Annotated in this window: 18 protein-coding genes; 3 read left to right on the plus strand and 15 right to left on the minus strand. The window is 64.5% G+C overall.

Going from position 1 to position 23,702, the window contains the following annotated elements; all coding sequences use genetic code 11:
- Positions 1 to 35 precede the first annotated feature (35 nt).
- The 7 genes from tsaD to J2S96_RS12455 form a co-directional block, all read right to left on the minus strand.
- Positions 36 to 1,163: a tRNA (adenosine(37)-N6)-threonylcarbamoyltransferase complex transferase subunit TsaD gene (tsaD, locus tag J2S96_RS12425; protein ID WP_306863727.1), complete on the minus strand. Its 1,128-nt coding sequence runs from the start codon at positions 1,161 to 1,163 to the stop codon at positions 36 to 38.
- Positions 1,160 to 1,600: a ribosomal protein S18-alanine N-acetyltransferase gene (rimI, locus tag J2S96_RS12430; RefSeq protein WP_306863959.1), complete on the minus strand. Its 441-nt coding sequence runs from the start codon at positions 1,598 to 1,600 to the stop codon at positions 1,160 to 1,162. Before rimI ends, tsaD begins: the two co-directional genes overlap by 4 nt.
- Before the next feature lie 44 nt (positions 1,601 to 1,644).
- On the minus strand, positions 1,645 to 2,316 hold the full coding sequence (tsaB, locus tag J2S96_RS12435; RefSeq protein ID WP_306863729.1) for a tRNA (adenosine(37)-N6)-threonylcarbamoyltransferase complex dimerization subunit type 1 TsaB: 672 nt from the start codon (positions 2,314 to 2,316) through the stop codon (positions 1,645 to 1,647).
- Positions 2,316 to 2,921 carry a tRNA (adenosine(37)-N6)-threonylcarbamoyltransferase complex ATPase subunit type 1 TsaE gene (gene tsaE, locus J2S96_RS12440; protein WP_370873096.1) on the minus strand — a complete coding sequence of 202 codons (606 nt, stop codon included), beginning with the start codon at positions 2,919 to 2,921 and terminating at the stop codon, positions 2,316 to 2,318. Before tsaE ends, tsaB begins: the two co-directional genes overlap by 1 nt.
- Positions 2,918 to 4,123: an alanine racemase gene (alr, locus tag J2S96_RS12445; protein ID WP_370873097.1), complete on the minus strand. Its 1,206-nt coding sequence runs from the start codon at positions 4,121 to 4,123 to the stop codon at positions 2,918 to 2,920. Before alr ends, tsaE begins: the two co-directional genes overlap by 4 nt.
- Before the next feature lie 93 nt (positions 4,124 to 4,216).
- Positions 4,217 to 5,323: a PfkB family carbohydrate kinase gene (locus J2S96_RS12450; protein WP_306863733.1), complete on the minus strand. Its 1,107-nt coding sequence runs from the start codon at positions 5,321 to 5,323 to the stop codon at positions 4,217 to 4,219.
- Between the two features lie 120 nt (positions 5,324 to 5,443).
- Positions 5,444 to 5,974, minus strand: a complete 531-nt coding sequence (locus J2S96_RS12455) for a GNAT family N-acetyltransferase (protein ID WP_370873098.1) — start codon at positions 5,972 to 5,974, stop codon at positions 5,444 to 5,446.
- Positions 5,975 to 6,122: 148 nt separating this feature from the next.
- Between J2S96_RS12455 and mshA the strand changes: the two genes are divergently transcribed.
- The 3 genes from mshA (at position 6,123) to J2S96_RS12470 (ending at position 10,734) form a co-directional block, all read left to right on the plus strand.
- The gene (mshA, locus tag J2S96_RS12460) at positions 6,123 to 7,367 is read left to right on the plus strand and encodes a D-inositol-3-phosphate glycosyltransferase (protein WP_306863736.1); all 1,245 of its coding nucleotides are present in this window, start codon (positions 6,123 to 6,125) and stop codon (positions 7,365 to 7,367) included.
- 512 nt (positions 7,368 to 7,879) lie between these two features.
- Positions 7,880 to 9,574 (plus strand): formate--tetrahydrofolate ligase, encoded by a 1,695-nt coding sequence (locus J2S96_RS12465; RefSeq protein WP_306863738.1) that lies wholly within the window; start codon positions 7,880 to 7,882, stop codon positions 9,572 to 9,574.
- A 200-nt stretch (positions 9,575 to 9,774) separates the two neighbouring features.
- A complete protein-coding gene (locus J2S96_RS12470) occupies positions 9,775 to 10,734 on the plus strand; it encodes an endonuclease domain-containing protein (RefSeq protein WP_306863740.1) in 960 nt (319 codons plus the stop codon).
- Positions 10,735 to 10,932: 198 nt separating this feature from the next.
- Here J2S96_RS12470 and J2S96_RS12475 read toward each other — a convergent pair whose 3' ends face one another.
- From J2S96_RS12475 to glmS, 8 genes are all read right to left on the minus strand, one after another.
- Positions 10,933 to 12,018, minus strand: a complete 1,086-nt coding sequence (locus J2S96_RS12475) for an inositol-3-phosphate synthase (protein ID WP_306863742.1) — start codon at positions 12,016 to 12,018, stop codon at positions 10,933 to 10,935.
- A 165-nt stretch (positions 12,019 to 12,183) separates the two neighbouring features.
- Positions 12,184 to 13,221, minus strand: a complete 1,038-nt coding sequence (gene mgrA / locus J2S96_RS12480; protein ID WP_306863744.1) for an L-glyceraldehyde 3-phosphate reductase — start codon at positions 13,219 to 13,221, stop codon at positions 12,184 to 12,186.
- Between the two features lie 63 nt (positions 13,222 to 13,284).
- Positions 13,285 to 15,042, minus strand: a complete 1,758-nt coding sequence (treZ, locus tag J2S96_RS12485; RefSeq protein ID WP_306863746.1) for a malto-oligosyltrehalose trehalohydrolase — start codon at positions 15,040 to 15,042, stop codon at positions 13,285 to 13,287.
- Between the two features lie 58 nt (positions 15,043 to 15,100).
- On the minus strand, positions 15,101 to 17,413 hold the full coding sequence (gene treY / locus J2S96_RS12490) for a malto-oligosyltrehalose synthase (RefSeq protein ID WP_306863749.1): 2,313 nt from the start codon (positions 17,411 to 17,413) through the stop codon (positions 15,101 to 15,103).
- Positions 17,410 to 19,770: a glycogen debranching protein GlgX gene (glgX, locus tag J2S96_RS12495; protein ID WP_306863751.1), complete on the minus strand. Its 2,361-nt coding sequence runs from the start codon at positions 19,768 to 19,770 to the stop codon at positions 17,410 to 17,412. The genes treY and glgX overlap by 4 nt, the downstream gene beginning before the upstream one ends.
- Positions 19,771 to 19,844: 74 nt before the next feature.
- A complete protein-coding gene (locus J2S96_RS12500; protein ID WP_306863753.1) occupies positions 19,845 to 21,389 on the minus strand; it encodes an NAD(P)H-hydrate epimerase in 1,545 nt (514 codons plus the stop codon).
- Positions 21,390 to 21,401: 12 nt separating this feature from the next.
- Entirely contained in the window at positions 21,402 to 21,749 is a 348-nt protein-coding gene (locus J2S96_RS12505; RefSeq protein ID WP_306863755.1) for a holo-ACP synthase, read from the minus strand.
- A 4-nt stretch (positions 21,750 to 21,753) separates the two neighbouring features.
- Complete coding sequence (gene glmS / locus J2S96_RS12510) at positions 21,754 to 23,646, minus strand: glutamine--fructose-6-phosphate transaminase (isomerizing) (RefSeq protein WP_306863757.1); 1,893 nt, start codon at positions 23,644 to 23,646, stop codon at positions 21,754 to 21,756.
- Between the last annotated feature and the right edge of the window lie 56 nt (positions 23,647 to 23,702).

Below are 23,702 nucleotides of genomic sequence, written 5' to 3' on the forward strand. Positions count from 1 at the left end.
GTTCAACCCCGCTCCAACCCCACAGGGTTCCTCGCCTACACCGAAACCGTGGTCACCGGCAGGGAAGAATCCGGAGCGAACGCGACGCCGCTGGGACCGATTCCCGCCATGATGAGCTGCGAACCCAAGGCGGCGACCATGGCTCCGTTGTCGGTGCACAAGGCCAACGGCGGCACGTGGAGGGTGATCCCGGCCGCCTCGCAGCGCTGCCCTGTCAGCTCACGGAGCCGGGAGTTGGCGGCCACCCCACCGCCCAACAGGAGGTCTGTGATGCCGTTCTCCTTGCAGGCCAACACTGCTTTGGACGTGATGACGTCCACGACTGCTTCTTGGAACGCGGCCGCGACATCGGCAACCGGAACGTCCTCACCGCGCGCTTCGAACTGTTCGACACAGCGCGCGACGGCGGTCTTGAGCCCGCTGAAGGACCAATCGTAGCGATGCGGTCCAGGCTCCTCCGCGGTTCCCATGTACTTGGGTTGTGTCAGGCCGCGCGGGAAACGGATGGCTTTGGCGTCGCCCTGCTTGGCGAGTTTGTCGATGGCCGGCCCGCCCGGGTAGCCAAGGCCCAGGAGCCTGGCCACTTTGTCGTAGGCCTCGCCGGCGGCGTCGTCGATCGTGGAGCCAAGCATCTCGACGTCGTCGGTGATGCTGCGGATGCGCAGGATTTCCGTGTGTCCGCCCGAAACAAGCAGCGCGCCGAGATTTTCCGGCAGTCGGCCGCCGGGACCGGGTCCGCCAGTGCCGCTGCCGGCGTCGCCGTCGAGGAGCCCGACGCCGACATGCGCCACCAAGTGGTTGATCGCGTAAAGCGGTTTGCCCGTGGCAACGGCAAGCGCCTTGGCCGCGCAAACGCCCACCATGAGTGCCCCGGCCAAGCCAGGACCGGAGGTCACGGCGATGGCGTCAATATCGTCCAGTGTCACCCCTGCCTCGTGCAAAGCTTCCCCCAGCGTGGGAACAAAAGCATCCAGGTGCGCGCGAGATGCGATCTCGGGAATCACGCCCCCGAAGCGGACGTGCTCGTCCATCGAGGAAGACACCGTATTGGTCAGCAGGGTGGTGCCCCGGACAATCCCGACGCCGGTCTCATCGCAGGAGGACTCGATCCCCAGCACAAGCGGCTCAACGGCTGGCTCATTCACATGGCTCGGGTGGTTCATGCCGGAATTCCTTCAGTCAATGTCAGCCTCATGATGAGGGCATCCGTGCCGTCGCGATAGTACCGGCGGCGGACGTGGATCTGCTCGAAGCCGAACCGCACGTACAGTGCCTGCGCCCGCGGGTTGTCGGCACGGACCTCCAGGAGTACTTCCACCGCGCCACGGCGCCGGGCCTCTTCGAGCAGTTCCGCCAGGATGGCCGAGCCGATTCCCCTGCCTTCGAATTCGGGCACGACGGCGATCGTCTGGACGTCGGCGATCGGCTCGATGCACATGAGCCCGGCGTAGGCCACGATCTGACCGTCGGCTTCGGCCACCACGTAGCGGCGGGTATCAATCTGGGCAAGCTCGTCGAAGAACATCTGCATCGGCCACGCGTCCACCGGGAAGAGCCGGCGTTCGAGGATTTCGATGGCGGTGACGTCGTCAGCGGTCATGTCACGCAAGGTCACGCCGTCAGGCTTGAACTGGTACGAGGGGTTCACAAAGCACGCTTCCTAGGGCCGGGCAATTGAGCGTCGGATTCCCGCAAATACAAAGGTGTGGAGTCCGGCAGCTCTTCGCCGGCAGTAAGCAGGGCCATGGCGAACTGGCCCAGCGAGGCCGCGTCGGGCTGGGTGCTGCTGAATTCCCGGTTCGCTTTGACCACGTCCGCGTAGATGCCGCCGCCGGCACCGAACACGGGGAGGTCGGGCAACTCCGAGGCGGACCCGACGTGCGGACCGTCCACGAGTTGCGGTAGCTGGCCATCTCTGAGCGTGTAGCGCGCCCAGTAGACCTCCTTGCGGCGGGCATCCGTGGCCACCAGGAACTCGGCCTGCGCCTCCGTTGACTCGGCCACTTCCAAAGCGATCGCATCCAGGCTCATGAGACCGAAAAGAGGTTTGTTCCACGCGAATGCCAGAGTGCGGGCGGTCGCAATGCCTGAGCGAAGCCCCGTGAACGGCCCGGGGCCGACGCCGGTGACAATGAGGTCGATGTCCGCCCCGCTCACACCGGCGTCGCCCAGGAGTTTCTCAATGCCGGGCGCCAGGACCTCAGCGTGGCTGCGGGTATCCTCCGTGGCGAAGGACTCCACCACGCCTTCCATGGCATCGTCCGAGATGAGTGCCGCGCTTGCCACGGCCGAAGTATCAATGGCCAGGATCAGCATCAGGCGTTCTCCTCCAGCATTCCGGGCACCGCGCTCCAGCGCGGGCCAAAGCCGCGGAAAACGATGGTGCGGGGTTCGTCGTCGTCCTCGGGGTCAAAATCCAGGACCGTGTCCTGGCCCGTGTCCGGGCCGGCCGCCGCCACCTCCGTGCCGCCCACCGTCCGGTGCATTTCGATATCGAGGCGGCTATCCGAAAGGTGTTCCACCCGCTCGCGCCCCCACTCGACCACCGTCACTGAGTTGTCCATGGTGTTTTCGAGGTCGATGTCGTCGATCTCCGCGGCGGACCCCAGCCGGTAAGCATCAACGTGGACCAGGTCGGGACCGCCGGGGCGCCGCCCTTCCGGCAGGTTCGGGTGGATGCGCACCAAAACGAACGTGGGTGAGATAACGCCCGCGCGTACGCCCAGTCCTTCGCCGAGTCCCTGCGTGAAGGTGGTTTTGCCGGCACCGAGTTCGCCTGTCAGGACCAGCAAGTCACCGGGTTCGAGAACCTGGGCCAGCGCCGAGCCCAAAGCATGCGTCTGCTCCGCCGTCGCGACTTTGACGGTACGTTCCCACGCGGCACCACTCAGCGGGGCCTTATTGATCGAAGTCCCGCTCATGGGGCGTCCGTTCCCGGCGCCTCATTGATGTAGATGCGCGGCACGCGCGGGCTGATGCGGGTGACAATCTCATAGTTGTTCGTTCCGGCGGCGGCAGCCCAGTCGTCCGCCGTCGGGCCGTCGTCCGTGCCGTCGCCGAACATGACAGCTTCGGTGCCCAGCCAAGCGGCCTCGTCCGTCACCGCACTCCCGAGGTCGATGACCATCTGGTCCATCGCGATCCGGCCGACAACGGGGTAGCTGACTCCGTTGACCCGCACCGGTCCGCCCGTGGCGACCCGCGGCACGCCGTCGGCATAGCCGAGCGGGATCAGGCCCAAGGAACTTTCGCTTGGAGTCCGGTAGTGGAGTCCGTAGGACACCCCCTGCCCTTCGGGCACCCGTTTGCAGTTGGATACCAGGGTGCGGACCGTCATGGCGGGGCGGAGGCCTAGTTCCGCTGAGCTTTGCCCTTCGAAAGGGGACAGTCCGTAAAGCCCGAGCCCCACGCGGACGAGGTTGAAATGGGCATCCGGGCGCGAAAGCGTGGCGGGCGTGTTGGCCAGATGCCGGACTTCGGTGTCCACTCCGGCGTCCTCGGCAATCGCGATTGCTTCCCGGAAGGCTGCCAACTGCTCATCCGTCTCCGGACGGTGGGGTTCGTCGGCCACGGCCAAGTGCGAGAAGACGCCCACCACGCGCAAGAGACCCTCGTCCTGGTACTCCATGGCCTGCCCCACCACCTTGTCCCATTGGGCGATGGTGGAGCCGTTGCGGCCAAGACCGGTGTCAACCTTGAGGTGGATGCGTGCCGGACGTTCCTGTTCGCGTGCCGCGGCGACCACCGCGTCCAGCTCCCAGCCGGAAATCCCGACGTCGACGCCGGCGGCAACCGCTGCCTGGAAGTTGCTTTCGGTGGTGTGCAACCAAGCCAGCATGGGCGCGTCAATTCCTGCGGCGCGCAGCGCCAAAGCCTCCGAAATATGGGCAACACCGAGCCATCGGGCGCCGGCGTCAAGGGCTGCCCGCGCCACCTGCACCGCGCCGTGTCCATAGGCGTCGGCCTTGACCACGGCCATGACGCTTGCGGGCGAGGCGATGGCCACGAACCGGCGCACGTTGTGCCGGATGGCATCGAGGTCAATGACGGCTGATCGTTCGAGGACCGTTGCCGAACTTGGCTTCTTCAAGGGCTCGAAACTGGCAGCTGCTTCGTAAGTCACCCTCACGATTCTAGTGCCGCGACGTCGTGCGGATTGACTGGAGCCTTGCGGGCGGCCCGGGGTCCACTGGTTGACGGGAGGAGTAAGCGCCGCTCAGGCGTCGGAGTTGTGGGCGATGGTGGCTGCTGCGCGACGCTGGGCCCCGGGCGGGACATCGCCCAGAATGCCCTCAAGGAAGGCGAACCGCCTGAGCCATTGGCTGGACTGCCGCTCCCGCCGGGCGTTGGCCCGCTGCCACCAATCGGCGATGTCTCCCCAACCCGGGGCAGCCAGCGAGCCACCCACTTCCTGCACCGCCAAGGAGGCGCAAAGATTGGCAAAGCGGAGCCGGTCTCCCAGTGGCCACCCCGCCAGGCTGCCGACCACAAACGCCGCACCGAAGCAATCGCCCGCTCCCGTGAGGTCGTACGCCGTCACGGGAAGGGACGGCACCCACTCCTCCTCACCGGTCTCGGAATCGACGGCCATGGCTCCCTGCGCTCCCAGCGTCACGACAGCCACCGGAACGCGGTCGGCGAGCGCATAGAGCGCAGACCACGGGTTGTCCTTGCCGGTGAAGGCCATCGCTTCCCGCTGGTTCGGCATGAAAGCGTGAAAATTGCTGAGCTGGTCCAGCCGCTGCGAGGACCATGCGCCTGTCGGATCCCATCCTGCGTCGCCGAAGAGCTTCACGCCGGCCTTCCTGGCCGCCAGCATCCACGGCTCGGGCTCTTCGCCCAGGTCCGCGACGGCCGCGAGCGCCTTGGGTGGCTCGCCAATCAGTTCCGATGCGCTCATGGGCGAGGGGTGGCCGTGAGTGACCATGGAACGATCGTGATCGAGGCACAAGGAAATGGTGACCGGGGAATGCCAGCCTTCGAACCGCCTGGACAGGGAAAGGTCCACATGCTCCTGGCTTTCCAGGATGCGCCAGTTGAAGTCCCCGTAACCATCATCTCCGAAGGCCGCCGCGAGGCTGGTCCGAAGCCCAAGCCGGGCAGCCGCGATCGCTTGGTTGGCTACGCCGCCGGGACAGCTCCCCATGCCTTGGCTCCAGACTTCAGTACCCGGTTCAGGGCTTCGGTCCAGTCCGGTAAAGATAATGTCCTGGAACACGGTGCCTGTCAGCAGGAGATCGCAGCCTGACTCCGCTTCCTCCCCCGGCGCATCCCGGCGGATAGCGGCGAGGGGGTCGAAGCGAGCCCTGGGCATTGGGTCCATGCACGGCAGACTACGCCGCGGCCACGCTTGTGCATAGCTTTCCCTGGACGCCGAGGGCATCCCGCGGGCCGTTCGCCGTTCGCGGCGCGCCGTTCGCGGCGGGCCGTTCGCCGGGACGGACTAGAGCTTCCGGTGCATGACGTGGAGCCCTACGTAGCCAAGGGCGGGATGGTGGAAGGCCTCGGGGATAGTCGCCAGGATGCGGAAGCCCATGGACTGCCACAAACCCACCGCTCGGATATTGCTTTCGACGACCGCGTTGAACTGCATGGCTTTGAACCCGGCATCCCGGGCGGCAACCAGGGAATAGGCGCAAAGTGCCCGAGCGATTCCCTGCCCGCCGTGATCGGCATGGACCATGTAGCCGGCGTTGGCCACGTGGCTTCCGCCGCCGCCCTGATTGGCGTGCAGCTCACCGGTACCCAGCACGTCGCGGTCGCGCACTGCCACGAAAGTTTGCCCCGGCGCTTCCTTGAGCCATTTGCTCCGTGCCGTTTCTTCGGTGGTGTCGCGGTCCCAGGTGAAGGTCTCCCCAGCCCTGATCACAGGTTCCAAGACGGCCCAGATCCCCGGCCAGTCGCTTGCCTGGGCGGGGCGGATCTCGTACCTCGCGGCTGACGGCGTTCCGGCTTCGCTGTTTGAGTGGCTCACGTCGGTCACGGTATCAGTCCCCCGCGCCCGCGGGGGTTGTCGGGCCGAATGCAATGGCCGCGAGGTCAGGAGTAGTGTTTTCGCTGGGAAGCAGAGGATTTTCCTCCTCTGCCAGGCTTGTCTATTGCGGTGGATACAGGAGGTAGCGGTGTCGTTGATCCGTCGCGTGGCCTTCCTCTCACTCCACACTTCTCCGATGGAGCAGCCGGGTTCGGGCGATGCGGGCGGCATGAATGTGTACGTCCGGGCGTTGGCCATGGCGTTGGCGGATCTTGGCGTAGAGGTGGAGATCTTCACGCGTTCAACCTCCGCCGACCAGCCCGCCGTCGAACACCCCGGTCCCGGAGTCTGCGTCCATAACGTCCTGGCGGGGCCGCCCCGGAAACTGCCCAAGGAGGAACTTCCCGATCTCCTTCACACCATGGTTGCCGAAATCGAGAGGATCCGGCAGCGGCAACCGCACGGGCGGTACGACGCCATCCATTCGCACTACTGGGTGTCCGGTGTAGCCGGCCTTGAGCTCTCAGCATTGTGGAACGTGCCGCTGATCCACACGATGCACACCATGGCGAAGGTCAAGAACTTGGTGCTCGAATCCGGCGAGCGGCCGGAACCACGACTGCGTGAAGACGGCGAACAGAGGATCGTGGACGGAGCCACGCGCCTCGTAGCCAACACTCCCGCTGAAGCCCAGGAGCTCGTGTCGCATTACAACGCCGATTTCGATCGCATCGACGTCGCTCCCCCCGGCGTCGACCTCACTGTGTTCACTCCCGCGTTCCGGGCCCGGGCCCGCGCCGAGCATGGAGTGCGGCCGGGCAGTTTCCATTTGCTCTTTGCCGGACGCATCCAGCGGCTCAAGGGTCCGCAGGTCTTCGTCGAGGCTGCCGGCATCCTCCGCAAAAGGCGGCCCGACATCGACCTCGAACTGACCATCCTGGGCGCCTTGAGCGGCGCCAAGGACTTCAATCTGCAGTCTTTCATCACAGCCGCGGGGCTCGACGACGTCGTAACCCACCGTGCGCCGGTCAAGGCGCCCAAGCTGGCTGGCTGGTTCCGTTCGGCCGACGTCGTGGTGATGCCCTCCTTCAGCGAATCGTTCGGGCTTGTTGCCTTGGAAGCGCAGGCCTGCGGCACCCCGGTGGTGGCTACCAAGGTCGGTGGCTTGTCCCGCGCAGTAGCCGACGGTCGTACGGGTATTTTGGTTGACGGCCACAATCCCTCCCGCTGGGCCGACGTCATCGAAGCCCTGTACGACGATCCCCGGACCCGCGAAGACATGGGCCGTGCCGCAGCAGTCCATGCGGAGGCTTTCGGCTGGCAAAGAACGGCAGCGATCGCGCTTGAAAGCTACCAGGCAGCCACCCGCGCGGTCCTCGTCCGTCCAAGCTAGACCCCCGGTCACCTATAGACCCCCTCCCGACAACGCCCGGTCACCTACGACGGCAAACCCCCAAACCCCCGGTCACCTACGGGCCCCTCCCGACAACCCCCGGTCACCTACGACGGCAAACCCCCAAACCCCCGGTCACCTATAGACCCCCTCCCGACGACGCCCGGTCACCTCTGGGCGCCCTCCCGACGACGCGCGGTCACCTATAGACCCCCTCCCGACGACGCCCGGTCACCACTGGGCCCCTCCCCACGACGCCCGGTCACCACTGGGCCCCTCCCCACGACGCCCGGTCACCACTGGGCCCCTCCCCACGACCCCCGGTCACCACTGGGCCCCTCCCCACGACCCCCGGTCACCACTGGGCCCCTCCCCACGACGCCCGGTCACCACTGGGCCCCTCCCCACGACCCCCGGTCACCTCTGACGGCAAACCCCCAAACCCCCGGTCACCTGCGGACATGACTGATAGATTGTCGCGAACAGTGTTCCGCACGGAGTTGAGGACGAGGATGTCTGAAAACAAAATCTTGAGCGACCTTGAAATTGCCCAGAACGCGGCGATGCGTCCCATCGAGGAGATCGCGGAACGTGCCGGGATCAACGTCGATGCGTTGGAACTGTACGGCCGGTTCAAGGCGAAGATCGACCCCGCCAAACTTCGACTCCCGGCTGGCAAGAGCACGGGCAAGATAGTCCTCGTCTCGGCTATGTCCCCGACCCCGGCGGGTGAGGGGAAATCGACAACCACGGTAGGCCTCGCCGATTCCCTGGCGCGGGCCGGTCATCGCGTGATGATCGCGCTGCGCGAACCCTCCCTTGGACCGATCCTCGGGATGAAGGGAGGAGCGACCGGCGGCGGCTACTCGCAAGTTCTTCCCATGGACCAGATCAACCTGCACTTCACGGGCGATTTCCACGCGATCACCTCGGCCAATAACGCACTCATGGCCCTCGTCGACAACCACATTTTCCAAGGCAACGAGCTCAATATCGATCCCCGCCGCATGACGTTCAAACGGGTCCTCGATATGAACGACCGTTCCCTGCGCGAGGTCATCATCGGTCTGGGCGGGCCGGCGCAAGGAGTGCCGCGACAGGACGGGTTCGACATCACCGTGGCCTCTGAAATCATGGCCGTCTTCTGCCTCGCGACGGACGTGGATGATCTCCGCGAGCGCCTTGGCCGGATCACTTTCGGATACAGCTATGACCGGCGGCCGGTCACCGTGGCCGATCTCGGTGTCCAGGGTGCACTGACGATGCTGCTGAAGGACGCCATCAAACCGAATCTCGTCCAGACCATCGCCGGAACCCCGGCCCTGGTGCACGGCGGACCGTTCGCCAATATCGCGCACGGCTGCAACTCGCTGATCGCCACACGAACGGCCCAACAGCTCGCCGACATTGTGGTCACGGAAGCGGGATTCGGCGCCGATCTCGGGGCCGAAAAGTACATGGACATCAAGTCGCGCATCGCAGACGTGGCGCCCTCCGCCGTCGTCGTTGTCGCGACCATCAGGGCCCTGAAGATGCAGGGCGGTGTCCCGAAGGAGCTTCTCAAGGAGCCGAACGTCGAGGCGCTCGCCGCCGGCGTCGAGAACTTGAAACGGCACGTGCACAATATCGAGAAGTTTGGCGTCACACCGGTTGTCGCGGTCAACAAATTTGCGACGGACACCACCGAAGAGCTCGAATGGCTGCTGGCTTGGTGCGCCCAAGAGGGAGTGCAGGCGGCGGTGGCGGATGTCTGGGGTAGAGGTGGAGGGGACGACGGCGGCGATGAGCTCGCCGCGAAGGTCGCCGCGGCGGTTGCGGCAGCAGCGCCGTCGGACTTCCATCATTTGTATCCCCTGAGCCTGCCTGTGGAGGACAAGATCCGCACGATCGTGCAGGAAATCTACGGCGCCGACGGGGTGGAGTTTTCCGTGCCCGCGCTCAGGCGCCTCGCGGACATCCGGAAAAACGGCTGGAACGAAATGCCTGTTTGCATGGCCAAGACGCAGTATTCATTCACCGACGACGCCTCTCAGTTGGGCGCCCCCAAAGGGTTCACGGTGCACGTACGCGAGCTGATTCCCAAGACCGGCGCGGGCTTCATTGTCGCACTGACAGGTGCCGTCATGACCATGCCCGGTTTGCCCAAGGAACCCGCCGCGATGCGGATGGACGTCGATGAGCACGGCAACCCGGTGGGCCTCTTCTGACGCTCGCTCACGTATGTGCCCCTATTCCCGGAACGCTCGGTCACATATGACGTCCCCGGGCGCAACGCCCACTCACATATGACGTCCCCGGGCGCAACGCCCACTCACATGTTTCTCACGCTGACGAGGCGTCCACCGAGCGAATTCGGTGCCTGTGGATAACTTCTGCACGCACCCGCCTGTTTGCGCAACAATGCGGTATGCGAAACCAAATTGACCTTCCCGCTGAACTGCTTTCAGCACCATTCACGCTCACCGAGGCAAAAGCCCGAGGCGTTCACCACGGCCATCTCCGGCGCGCCGACGTCGAAGGCGTGTCCCGTGGTCTCTATCGTCCGGCCGGCTGGGACTTCGAACTCGAGGCGGCGGCGCGGGCATTGTCCGCCGCGACACCAGGCGCCTGGATTTCCCACGTGACAGCCGCGCGACTCCGATGTTCCTGCCTTCCGCCGTGGCTTTCGGAATCAACAGAATTGCATCTCAGCAAGCCCCGATCATTGCCGGCGGTGCGCCGCAAAGGCATCATCGGACACAAGGTGATCGTGGCCGAGGATGAAGTCGAATCCGTTGATGGAATCCGTATCAGCACCCGATCCCGCACCTGGCTCGACATGGCGAAGCTGCTTCCCCTGAATGACCTCGTCTGCATGGGCGACGAGCTCATTCGGGTGCCCCGGTTGGCGCTGGAAGGTCGGGATGCCCCGTTCGCAACCCTTTCAGGGCTCCGCGCGATGGTGGAACGGCATCCAAATTTGCAAGGCATAGTGCGTGCCCGCGAGGCGCTCGAGCTGATGCGTGTGGGCTCGGATTCCGCGCCTGAGACCCTACTTCGCTTGGCTATGCTCGACGCAGGAATCCCGGAGCCGGAACTGCAACTGACGTTGCGACGGGACGATCCGTTCTCGCCGTCGGCGGACCTGGGCTTCCGCCAAAGGCGGATTGCCATACAGTACGACGGCGGTCATCACCTCACCGAGGCCCAGTCCCTCAGCGACCGGCGGCGGAATAGGGCCTTCGAAGCGGCGGGTTGGACCGTGCTTGTGTTCCGCAAGGAGGACTTGGCCGACGGCTTCGATGCGGCGACAAAGAAGATCAAAAAGGCGCTGCGATCGGCGTGGGTGGATCCCGCCGTCGCGTCCGGCTTCGCGCCCGCTGTCTAGTGACCGGGCATCCGGGCGAAACGCACCAAAGGTGACCGGGCGGCGGGGCAGGGCTCACCCGTACCCCTCTGCCAAGGACCCCGTAAACGACGGACGCCCGCCCACCTGAAGTGACCGGGCGTCCGTCAACAACGCACCAAAGGTGACCGGGCGTCCGTCGAAAACCCGTCATAGGTGACCGGGCGTCCGGAGGGAGGCTTAGCGCTCCACGTCGCCGCGGATGAAGGCCTCGACCTTCTCGCGGGCGATGTCGTCGTTGAACTGCTCCGGCGGGGACTTCATGAAGTAGCTGGAAGCGGAGAGCAGCGGGCCACCAATGCCACGGTCCAGGCCGATCTTGGCAGCGCGGATGGCGTCGATGATCACGCCGGCCGAGTTCGGGGAGTCCCAGACCTCGAGCTTGTACTCAAGGGAAACCGGGGCGTCGCCGAAGTTGCGGCCTTCGAGGCGGACGAAAGCCCACTTGCGGTCATCGAGCCAGGCAACGTAGTCGGACGGGCCGATGTGGACGTCGTCGGCGTGCAGTTTGGCTTCGACGTTGGAGGTCACGGCCTGGGTCTTGGAGATCTTCTTGGATTCGAGGCGGTCGCGCTCGAGCATGTTCTTGAAGTCCATGTTGCCGCCGACGTTCAGCTGGTACGTGCGGTCCAGGGTGACGCCGCGGTCTTCGAAGAGCTTGGCCATGACACGGTGGGTGATGGTGGCACCGATCTGGCTCTTGATGTCGTCACCGACGATCGGCACACCAGCTGCGGTGAACTTGTCGGCCCATTCCTTGGTGCCTGCGATGAAGACCGGCAGGGCGTTGACGAAGGCCACACCGGCGTCGATGGCGCACTGCGCGTAGAAGTGCGCGGCTTCTTCGGATCCAACCGGCAGGTAGCAGACCATGACGTCGGCCTTGGCTTCGCGCAGTGCGGCAACGATGTCCACTGCCTCTTCCGGTGCCTCGACGATGGTCTCCCGGTAGTACTTGCCCAGGCCGTCCAGGGTGTGGCCGCGCTGCACGGTCACGCCAGTGGACGGGACGTCGGCGATCTTGATGGTGTTGTTTTCGCTCGCACCGATGGCGTCCGCGAGGTCCAGCCCGACCTTCTTGCTATCGACATCGAAAGCAGCAACAAACTGGACGTCGCCCACGTGGTACTGGCCGAACTCAACGTGCATCAGACCGGGAATCGTGGCCTGGGGGTCGGCGTCGCGATAGTAATGGACACCTTGGACCAGCGAAGCGGCACAGTTACCTACGCCGACAATGGCGACACGAATCGGATGTGAAGACACGGAACTCCTTTGAGAACTAACCTCAGGTGCCTAGCGCGTCCGCACCTGAATGTGCGGGGGCGTCTTAAAGGCACAGCGCCATTCGGCGCTCTTTGCATTGTAACCAACTTGAACGGGGCCGGCTTTGTTCCCAGCCGGCCCCGCAAGTGTATTAAGTTTCAGAATCTACTTCTGCGCCCACAGATTGATGTCGGACTCGACGGCGAACTCGTCAATCGCGTTCAGTTCTTCTGACGTGAAGCTGAGGTTGTTGATGGCAGACACGGTGTCTTCCAGCTGCGCGACGCTCGACGCGCCCACCAACGCCGAGGTCACCGGCGAACCCTTGGGCTGCTCGCGCAGGATCCAGGCGATAGCCATCTGCGCCAGGGTCTGGCCGCGTCCTTCGGCAATGGCGTTCAAACCCCGGACCCGGTTCAGGTTCTCCTCGGTCAGCGCCGATTGGGACAAGAACCGTTCCTTGGCGGCGCGCGAGTCTGCCGGGACGCCGTTCAGGTACCGGTTGGTGAGCATCCCTTGGGCCAGCGGGGAGAAGGCAATGGATCCCGCGCCAACCTGGTCAAGCGTTTCGTAGAGGTTGGGCGAGCCGTTCTCGGTCCAGCGGTTGAGCATGGAGTAGCTGGGTTGGTGGATGAGCAGCGGCGTTCCCATCTCCTTGAGAATCCGTGCGGCCTCGAGGGTCTGTTCTGGAGTATAGGACGAGATTCCGGCATAAAGCGCCTTGCCGGAACGGACTGCGTGGTCCAGGGCACCCATGGTTTCTTCGAGCGGGGTTTCCGGATCGGGGCGGTGGCTGTAGAAGATGTCCACGTAGTCCAGTCCCATGCGCTGAAGCGACTGGTCCAGGCTGGAGAGAAGGTACTTGCGGGAGCCCCATTCTCCGTAAGGGCCGGGCCACATGAAGTATCCAGCCTTCGTTGAAATGACGAGTTCATCGCGGTACGGCTTGAAGTCGTCCTTCAGGTGGCGGCCGAAGTTCGTTTCAGCCGAACCATCCGGCGGACCGTAGTTGTTGGCGAGGTCGAAGTGGTTGATCCCCAGATCGAAGGCCCGGCGCAGGATGGCGCGCTGTTCCTCGAAACGCTTGTCGTCGCCGAAGTTGTGCCACAGACCGAGCGAGATCGCTGGAAGTTTGAGGCCGCTGCGTCCGACACGGCGGTAGGGCATGGTTTCATAGCGGTTTTCCGCAGCCGAATAAGTCATACTTACCATCCTGCCACCGCCTGTGCGGCACGAAGTGTGATGTCCGTCATGTGGTCACTGCCCTCACCTAAGGCGTACGACGGCGGCGCTCTCGCCCGGGAGCGTCAACATTCCGTCCCCGACGGCGGCCGAGGAGTCCGTGGCAAGCAAGACTTCGCCGTCCATGGCCTTCGTCAGCGTCTGGTCCCCAAAGTTGCACGCAACCCTCACGGCTCCCCTGCTAAGAACCAGCCATTTGTCCTCTTCGCTGAAGTCGACGTGAGTATCGGTGAATCCGCCGCCCGCGAGCTCCGGTGTCGAGCGCCTGAGCTTCGCCAGCGCCCGGTACAGCTCCAGCAATCGGGCGTGATCGCCGTCGTGCGCTTCCTCCCATTTGAGCTTGGAGCGTTCAAACGTCTCCGGGTCCTGGGGGTTGGGCACCAACGCCGGATCCCAGCCCATCCGTTCGAATTCCTTGAGCCGGCCCTCCGCTGTGGCCTCGGCGAGCCATTCCTCGGGATGCGATGTGAAAAACTGCCACGGCGTGGACGCGCCGAATTCTTCGCCCATGAAAAGCATCGGGGTGAACGGCGACGTCATGGTCAGTAAGGCGGCGAGGGCAAGCCTGCCGTATGACAGGCTCGAACTGAGGCGGTCGCCCGCGGCACGGTTGCCGATTTGATCGTGGTTTTGGTTGCAGACCACCAAGGCGGCAGGATGGGCCAGCCCGGGCCGGATGGGACGTCCATGATGCCTGCCGCGAAAGCTTGAATAGCTCCCGTCGTGGAAGAAACCGTGTTCAAGCACTTTTGCCAGTGCGCCCAAGGAATCGAAATCCGCGTAGTAGCCAGCTGTCTCGCCGGTGAGGTTCACGTGGACGGCGTGGTGGAAGTCGTCGCTCCACTGCCCCTCCAGGCCGTAGCCGTTGGTGTCCCGGCGATAGATCAGCCGCGGATTATTCAAGTCCGATTCGGCAATCAAGGTCTTGGGGATGCCTGTCTCAGCTTCGATGCCATCCGCAAGGCTGGCCAGGTCTTCCAGGATATGGACGGCCCGCTCATCGCGGAGGGCGTGCACCGCATCGAGGCGCAGTCCGTCCACGTGGAAGTCGCTCAACCACATGGCGGCGTTGTCCAGGATGTACTGACGGACTTCGTCGGAACCGGGTCCATCCAGATTCACTGAGTCGCCCCAGGTGTTGCCTTCTCCGGACTTGAGGTAGGGTCCGAATTTCGGAAGGTAGTTTCCGCTCGGACCCAGATGGTTGTAGACCACATCCTGGATCACTCCGAGTCCGGCAGCGTGTGCGGCATCCACAAATCGCTGATAGGCCTCCGGTCCCCCGTAGCCCTCGTGGACCGCGAACCACAGCACGCCGTCGTAACCCCAGTTGTGGGGGCCGTTGAAGGCGTTGACTGGCAGAAGCTCAACGAAGTCGACTCCCAGGTCTACGAGGTAGTCCAGCTTTTCCACGGCCGCGTCCAAAGTTCCCTCCGGCGTGAAAGTCCCGAGGTGGAGCTCATAGATGACAGCGCCGCCGAGCCCGCGTCCGGCCCAGTCCGAGTCGTTCCAGGCATAAGCCGAGGCGTCGAAGGTACGGGAAAGACCATGGACCCCATCCGGCTGGCGCTGCGACCTCGGATCGGGGAAGGGCCCTTCCCCGTTCACCAGATAGCCGTAGTCGGTGCCCGCCTGCCGTGGTACGTCGGCAGTCCACCAGCCTGTGGCGCCCCCATCCTGCGATCGCATTTCGTGGTGCTGACCTGCCGAGAGCAGAGTTACGGACTCTGCTCCCGGTGCCCATACGTCGAATCGTTTCCCCGCGTTGGTCTTCTCAGCCATCGCTCCCCCTCAATAGTCTCGTCCGGGCTTCGTTTGCCCGTCGTTGTCGGTGCTCTGGCTAGCTAATGGGTACGAGCAAGGCCACCGGATATCTCCCGAGAAGCCTTGCGACGTGAATCTCTCCCGGAGGGTAGCTGTTGCCTGTGAGCTCATCCTGGACCGCGCGCCCAAGACGAATGACGGTGTCCTGCCACCCGCCATTTCGCTCAAGCTTCCGCGGGAGCCTGGTGGCCAAAGTGATGGCCCCGTCGGCAGCGGCTCCCCGGTCGAAAGCGATCAGATGTTCGGCAGCGGAACCCTCGGCGTCAACGGGACTGTAGCCGCCGAAAAGCTCCGGCCGGTCCCTGCGCAGGCGCAGCGCACGGGACGTCAGCAGAAGCTTCGCCGACTCGTCCCGCGCTTCAGCCTGGACACCGGCGTCGAGGGCTGCGAGAGCCGCCCTCCGCCGTTCGAAGTCGACCGCGCGCCGGTTGTCGGGATCGGTGAGTGAACGGTCCCAAAACTCAGTGCCCTGGTAGACGTCCGGTACGCCCGGCATGGTCAGCTGAACAATCTTTGCCGACAGTGAGTTGGACGTCCCGTACGGGTCCACGAGCGCAACGAACTCTTCGAGCGCGGCGGCCACCTCCGGCACGTCGAAGACAGCGTCGACGGCGGAGGCAAGCTTCGCTTCGAACCTTTCGTTCGGCTCGGTCCAGCTGGTGGAGTTGCCGGCTTCGCGTGCCGCCTTGACGACGTACCCTTGGAGCCGCTCCCGGCTGGCCGGCCACGCACCCGCAATGGCTTGCCACACGAGCGCTGCAAGTGGCCCGTCGGGAATCGGAGCCAGCGCCTGCATGCGATCCACGAATGCTTCCCATTCGGGGACAGCTTCGGAGATGGCGGAGATCCTGGCCCGGGTGTCTTCGCTGCGCTTGGTGTCGTGTGTGGTCAGCGTGGTCATGGACAGCGGCAGCTGTGCCTGGCGACGAGCCATGCGCTCGTGGAATCCACCCGTGGACAACGCGAATTCCGTGGGATCGGCTCCCACCTCGGTCAGCGTGCCAAGGCGCGTGTAGCGGAAGAACGCGGTGTCTTCGACCCCCTTGGCCATGACCATGCCGGAGGTCTGCTGAAAGCGTCGGCCCAGTTCGCGGCCGGCGTCGAGCAGCAGTGGAAGCAGCGCTTTGAGGACCTGGTCCAACTCGGGCCTGTTCCGCGCAGCCCGTTCAACGGCCTCGACCAAGTTGTCCTTGCCATCGGGGAGATAGCTCCGGTAGACGTGGAACGAGGCGATGATTTCAGCCAGGGCGTCCGCCACCTCTTGGCGCGGCAACTCCGGAGAGTCCGGGACGAGCCGCGCGAGCCGCAGGATTTCCGAATGCAGGATGCCGTCCGTAATGCGCCTTTTGGTGTCATGGATCATGGCCTGGTAATCGGCGGGCGACCCGGCGCCCCGGAGCCTGGCGTCCAAGGCGTCAAGCTGCCCCTCGGCGTCGGGATCCACGAAAAGGCGGTCGACGTCGGCGAGGGCATCGTAGCCGGTGGTCCCCTCGCAGTCGAAGTTCTCCGGAAGCTCCTCGCCCGGTTCCAGGATCTTCTCGACGAGAAGATAGGAGCCAGCCGTGGTTTCCTTCAGGCGCTCCAGGTAGCCGGCGGGGTCCGCGAGCCCGTCCGGGTGATCGATCCTCAGTCCGTCTACCAGTCCGTCACGGAACCATCGAGCGATTTCCGAGTGCGCTTCCTCGAAGACCCAAGGGACTTCGACACGGATCCCGGCGAGCGTGTTGACGGCGAAGAACCGGCGGTAATTCAGTTCGTCGTCAGCCCGGCGCCAGCCGACCAGCTCATAATGCTGCCGCGCGTGGACGTCCTTCGCGTCGTCACCTTCGGCGTAGCTGCCTTCGGCCAGCGGAAAGCGGTGGTCGAAATAGCGCAATTCGCCATCGACCACTTCCAGCTTGTCAACGTCGTCGTCGCTGCCGAGGACCGGGAGCCGGAGCTTTCCACCGCCAAAGTCCCAGTCGACGTCGAACGCCTCGGCATAGCGGGAGGCTTTGCCCTCTTTGAGGAGCGACCACCACCAGGCATTTTGCGGAGGCGATGCAACTCCCATGTGATTCGGGACAATATCCACCAGGACGCCGAGGCCGGCTGCCCGCGCCGCTTTGGAGAGCGCTGCGAGCCCTTCGGCGCCGCCGCGCGAAGCATCAACGGTGGAAGGGTCCGTGACGTCGTAGCCGTGATCCGAGCCTTCCTCCGCCGTCAGGATCGGCGACAGGTAGACCCAATCGACCCCAAGGTCACGCAGGTAGTCCGTAAGGGCCGCGGCATCCTGGAGCGTGAACGAGGGGCGGATCTGAAGCCGGTACGTCGAGAGGGGCGTCCTCATGATTCTCCGTTCTTCGGGGCGCGCGGCTTCCTGGGCTTCTTCGGCGCGCCGCCGGACTTGGTTTTGGGGGCAGCCTTTGCATCCGAGGCATGGTGCTTTTTCGGTTCTGGTGCGTCTTCCGGTACAACTTTGTGCGGATGCGTGGTGGGTACCGGCGTGGCTGGCGCGGTCAAGGAAGCCGTTTCGGCTGTGGTTGTCTGCGACAGCGCGGCCAGGGACGCGGCCACCGAATGGTCCGGGTCCGTGTCCGGAATGCTGTGTGCCCTCAACACCACGAGCGATTTGGCCCCCACACCCAGGACTGTTTCGGCCTGCACGGGTTCCGTGTCGGCTCCGCCGCCGGCGGTGTCGATAATGATGTCCCAGGCCGGCGCGTATTCGTCCGAGGGCACCTTGAAACCGACTTCGTCATCGTGGGCATTGAAGTAGAGCAGGAAGTTGACGTCCGTGATGCGCCGGCCCTGGTTGTCCCGGCCGCGGATCCCGTCACCGTTGAGGAACACCCCCACGGAGCGGCCGAAGCCGCTGTCCCAGTCCGACGGCGTCATGGTGGTTCCGTCGACGTCAAGCCAGACGATGTCCGGAAGTCTCTCGCCTTCGCCCCTGAGGACGGGGCGGCCGTCGAAGAAGCGGCTGCGCCGGAACGTGGGATGCTTCGCGCGCAAAGCACTGACCGCCGCCGTGAACTCCACCAGCGGCTGGTCCACACTGTCCCAATTGATCCACGTCAGCTCGGAATCCTGGCAATAGCCGTTGTTGTTACCCCGCTGCGTCCGGCCAAGCTCATCCCCGTGCAACAGCATCGGAACACCCTGGGAAAGAAGCATCGAGGCGATGAAATTCCGCTGCTGCCGCGCCCGCAACGCCAGGACCTTCGGATCCTCCGTAGGCCCCTCGACACCGCAGTTCCACGAACGGTTGTGGGACTCGCCGTCGTTGTTGCCCTCGCCGTTGGCCTCATTGTGCTTCTCGTTATAGGACACCAGGTCCGCCAAGGTGAAGCCGTCATGGGCCGTGACAAAGTTGATCGACGCCACCGGACGACGCCCCGAATGCTCATACAGGTCCGCCGACCCCGTCAACCGCGACGCGAACTCACCCAGGGTCGACGGCTCCCCGCGCCAGAAATCACGGACCGTGTCCCGGTACTTGCCGTTCCACTCCGTCCACTGCGGCGGGAAATTGCCCACCTGGTAACCACCCGGACCAACATCCCACGGCTCCGCGATCAGCTTGACCTGCGAGACCACCGGATCCTGCTGGATAAGCTCGAAAAAGGTCGACAGTTTATCCACGTCATAGAACTCACGGGCCAGCGTGGACGCCAGGTCGAAGCGGAACCCGTCCACGTGCATCTCGGTCACCCAATAACGCAGGGAATCCATGAGCAACTGCAGCGAATGCGGGCTGCGCACGTTCAACGAGTTCCCGGTACCCGTGTAATCCATGTAGTGCTTCTCGTCGCCATCCACCAGACGGTAATACGCCGAGTTGTCGATCCCCTTGAAGGACAGCGTGGGACCCAGGTGGTTGCCCTCGGCCGTGTGGTTGTACACGACATCAAGAATGACCTCGATACCGGCCCGGTGCAGCGAACGCACCATGGCCTTGAAATCCTGGACCTGCTGGCCGGTGTCCCCCTTGGAGCTGTAGCTGTTGTGCGGGGCAAAGAACCCGATCGTGTTGTAGCCCCAGTAATTGTTCAGCCCCTTGTCCTGCAGGATCCCGTCGTTCGTGAACTGGTGCACCGGCATAAGCTCGATCGCCGTCACGCCTAGCTTCTGCAAGTGGGAGATGACAGCCGGGTGCGCAACCCCGGCATAGGTGCCCCGCTGCTCCTCCGGAACTTCGGGGTGGAGCTGGGTCAGGCCCTTCACATGCGCCTCGTAAATCACCGAGCGGTGGTAAGGGATACGCGGCAGGTGGTCCCCGTCCCAATCGAAGAACGGGTTGACGACCACACCCAACATCATGTGCGGCGCGGAATCCTTGTCGTTGCGGGAGTCCGGATCCCCCAGGTTGTAGGAGAACAGCGCCGGATCCCAATCGATCTGCCCATGGATGGCCTTCGCATACGGATCCAGGAGCAACTTGTTGGGATTGAAGCGCTGCCCGTTGGCAGGATCATAAGGGCCGTGGACCCGGTAGCCGTACTTCTGGCCAGGCTGAACGTGTGGCAGGTAGCAATGCCACACGTAGCCGTCCACTTCGTTGACGGTGTACGAAACTTCTTCCCCGTCGTCGTCGAAGAGACACAACTCCACCTTTTCCGCCTTCTCGCTGAACAGCGCGAAGTTGGTCCCGGTGCCATCGAAAGTGGCCCCCAACGGGTATGCGGATCCAGGCCAAACGTCCATGTGTTCTCCTTCATGCGTCGGATAACTTTCTGCCAGCCTAGCGAGACTAGGTGACATTCACGGAACTTCCTTGGTCATCCGGCGCGATGTTCCTTGAGAAATCGGAAGACATCGGGGACAGCGCGGGCGATATCGGAAGCGGCCAATGGCCCACCCGCCGAGGCTGCGCGGCCCGCCCTCCCGTGGATGCTTGCGCCGACGGCGGCTACCGCCGCCCAGCGCTCATCAGGGGCGAGTCCCAGCGCAGCGAAAGGTCCGTCGTCGTCCAGCCCGGATTCGGCGTACGTTGCAGCTAGCGCCCCGACGATCCCGCCAAGGACGTCCCCGCTGCCTGCCGTTGACATCCACGGGGATCCATCTGACTGGCTGAAGACCGCCCCGGAAGGGGAAGCGACCACCGTTGTGGCGCCCTTGAGCAGGACGACCGCGCCGGTGTGCCCGGCCGCGAGCCGGGCGAAGTGCACGGTCCGCGATTCTACGTCCTCACGCGTGACGCGCACTTCGCTTCGGCCGAGAAGAGCCGCAAGCTCCCCTGCGTGTGGGGTGAGAATCCAGTTCGGCGGGCAGCGTTCCGGCAGGAGCTCCAAGGCTCCGGCGTCGACGACGGCGGGCTGGCCTGCGTCGGCCGCAGCGGCCAATGTATCCCTGGCGCGTTGTAGTTGTTCAGTTCCGTCCAAGCCGGGACCGAGCAACCATGCCTGGACCCGGCCTGGCTCGGCTGGTTCCCAAATAGCTTCGGGGGTGCGTGCCAGGATCTGCCGCGCCACGACCTCCGGGCCGAGGTACCGCACCATGCCTGCTCCAGCCGCGGAAGCGGACCCGACACAGAGAGCCGCAGCCCCGGTGTAGCGCTCGGAACCGGCGACGATGCCCAGGACTCCCCTCGTGTACTTCTGGGCGCGGCGTCCCGGGTCCGGCAGGACGGAAGCCAGGTCAAGGGCGGAGAAACGGCGCAGGGCCGGTGCCGGAAGATGTTCCTCGATGCCGATGGGCACGAGGATCGCGCGGCCGGCACAACCCTCACCCGGATCGGCCATCAGTCCGGCTTTGAGTCCCCCGAATGCAACGGTCAGGCGAGCCGTCAATACGGGCCAGTGGACCTCGCCTGTGTCGGCGTCCACGCCGCTGGGAGTATCGCAGGCCACCACCAACGGGGGCTTTAGTTCCTCCAATGCAGCGATCAATTCCGCAGCCGGACCGCTGAGGCCGCCCCGGGCGCCCGTGCCCAGGATGGCATCAATGACCACTTCGTCGCCGGCGGCCAGCACGGCCAGTTCCTCGGCGTTGTCCTGGTCCAAGACGTGGACGCGTCCGCCCGCGGCGCCGAAGGCCGCGAGAGCCCCAGGATGGGCGGAACCGGCGGTGAGCACCGCCGTCGTGCGCATGCCGCGCTTCGCGAGCATTGCCGCGGCGTAGAGACCGTCACCGCCGTTGTTGCCTTTGCCTGCCAGCACTGTGACGCTCGAGCCGTAAAGGCGGCGGCCTTCCGAGCGGAGTTCACGGACGACGGCGTTCGCGAGTCCGTATGCTGCCCGCTGCATGAGAACAGCGCCTTCGCCGGCATCAAGAAGCGGTTGTTCCGCCGCCCTGATCTGTGTACCGGTGAAGGCGCTGATCATGGTTGTGCGCTGCTATGCTTCCGCGACGACCATGGCGGTTGCGATCCCGCCATCGTGGCTCATCGACAGGTGCCAGCGCTTCACGCCCATGGACTCGGCAACTGCCAGCACGGTGCCCTTCACCTTGATGGTGGGGCCGTTCTGGTCCAGGCCGATCCAGCAGTCCTGCCAGTTCATGCCCGCCGGAGCTCCCAAGACCTTTGCCACAGCTTCCTTCGCTGCGAAGCGCGCGGCCAAGGACCGTGTGTTGAGCTCGCGTTCCGCGGGAACAAACAGACGGTCCCGGAGGCCCGGGGTCCGCTCAAGTTGGCGCCCGAAGCGCTCAATGTCTACGACGTCTACGCCTATGCCAACAATCATGCGGCTATTCTACGGTCACGCTCTTGGCGAGGTTACGCGGCTGGTCCACGTCGTACCCCTTGGCCTTTGCCAACTCCGCCGCAAAAATCTGCAACGGAACGGTAGTGAGGAGCGGCATCAGAAGAGTAGGCGTCTGCGGGACGTAAAAAACGTGCTCGGCGTAAGCCCGCACCGCTTCGTCCCCCTCCTCGGCGATCACCAAGGTGCGCGCACCGCGGGCGCGGATTTCCTGGATGTTGCTGACAACCTTCGCGTGGAGGGAATCGCGGCCGCGCGGTGACGGAACCACCACGAAGACGGGCTGCCCTTCGTCGATCAGGGCAATCGGACCGTGCTTGAGTTCACCGGCCGCGAAACCCTCGGCGTGGATGTAGGCGATCTCCTTGAGCTTCAACGCGCCCTCAAGCGCCACGGGGAAGCCTACGTGGCGGCCCAGGAACAGCACGGACTTCTCGTCCTTCATGCTGCGGGCGAGTTCGCGCAGGGGACCCGCGTTGTCGAGGATTTCCTGGATGTGGGCCGGGATCTTGCCAAGGTCCGCGAGGACGTCCTTGATCTGGCCGGAGAAGATGTTTCCGCGCAGCTGGGCGAGGTAGAGGCCCAGCAGGTACGCGGCCGTGATCTGGGCCAGGAAAGCCTTAGTGGAGGCGACCGCGATCTCCGGACCGGCGTGGGTGTAGAGAACGGCGTCGGATTCGCGCGGGATGGTGGAGCCATTGGTGTTGCAGATGGAGATCGTCTTGGCGCCCTGTTCGCGGGCGTAGCGGACGGCCATCAGGGTGTCCATGGTCTCGCCGGACTGGCTGATGGACACTACCAGGGTGTTGGCGTCAACGATCGGGTCGCGGTAGCGGAATTCGTGCGCGAGCTCCACCTCGGTGGGAATACGGCACCAGTTCTCGATGGCGTACTTGGCGACCATCCCGGCGTAAGCGGCCGTGCCACAAGCCAGGACGATGATCTTGTTGACCTGTTTCAGCAGCTCGGGGTCGATCCGGAGCTCGCTCAAGGTCAGCTGGCCGTTGATGTCCGAGCGGCCGAGGAGGGTCTGGGTGACTGCGTCGGGCTGGTCGTGGATTTCCTTCTCCATGAAGGAGCTGAAGCCCCCCTTTTCCGCCGAAGCCGGGTCCCAGTCAACGTGGTATTCCTTGCCATGGGCCGGGGCGCCGAAGAAGTCCGTGATCTCCACCGTGTCGGCTGTGATGGTGACGATCTGGTCCTGGCCAAGTTCGACGGCGCGGCGCGTGTGATCGATGAATCCGGACACGTCGGAGCCAAGGAAGTTTTCGCCTTCCCCCAGCCCTACAACCAGGGGGGAGTTCCGACGGGCGGCCACGACGACGTCGGGCCGTTCGGCATGCACGGCGAGGAGCGTGAATGCGCCCTCAAGCCGCTGGCAGGCAAGCTGCATCGCTTTGGTGAGCTTGCCGTTGGAGGAGTCCCCGTTGAGCTGGTTGCGGAAAATGTCGCCCACGAGTGCTGCCGCAACCTCGGTGTCGGTCTCGGACTCGAAAGTGACACCCTTGGCGAGGAGCTCAAGCTTGAGTTCCGCGAAGTTTTCGATGATCCCGTTGTGGATCATGGCCAAGCGTCCGCCGTCCGCCAGATGCGGATGTGCGTTCTGGTCAGTCGGCCCGCCGTGGGTAGCCCAGCGCGTGTGGCCGATGCCTGTCAAGGAGTCCGGAAGCGGGTTTTCCTCGAGCTCATTGAGCAGGTTGCTCAGCTTTCCGGACTTCTTCCGGGCTGTGATGGTGCCATCAGCGACCACCGCAACTCCGGCCGAATCATAGCCCCGGTATTCAAGCCGCCGGAGTCCTTCAAGCACGACCCCAAGAGCCGAGTGCCCGGCATCTGCCCGGCGGGATGAATTGCCAACGTAGCCTACGATTCCACACATGCCTACAAGAGTAGCGGGTGCCCCGCGAAACGGACGTAGGATATCCGGCCCCAGTA

This window comes from Arthrobacter bambusae (assembly GCF_030812595.1).
Taxonomy (GTDB): domain Bacteria; phylum Actinomycetota; class Actinomycetes; order Actinomycetales; family Micrococcaceae; genus Arthrobacter; species Arthrobacter bambusae_B.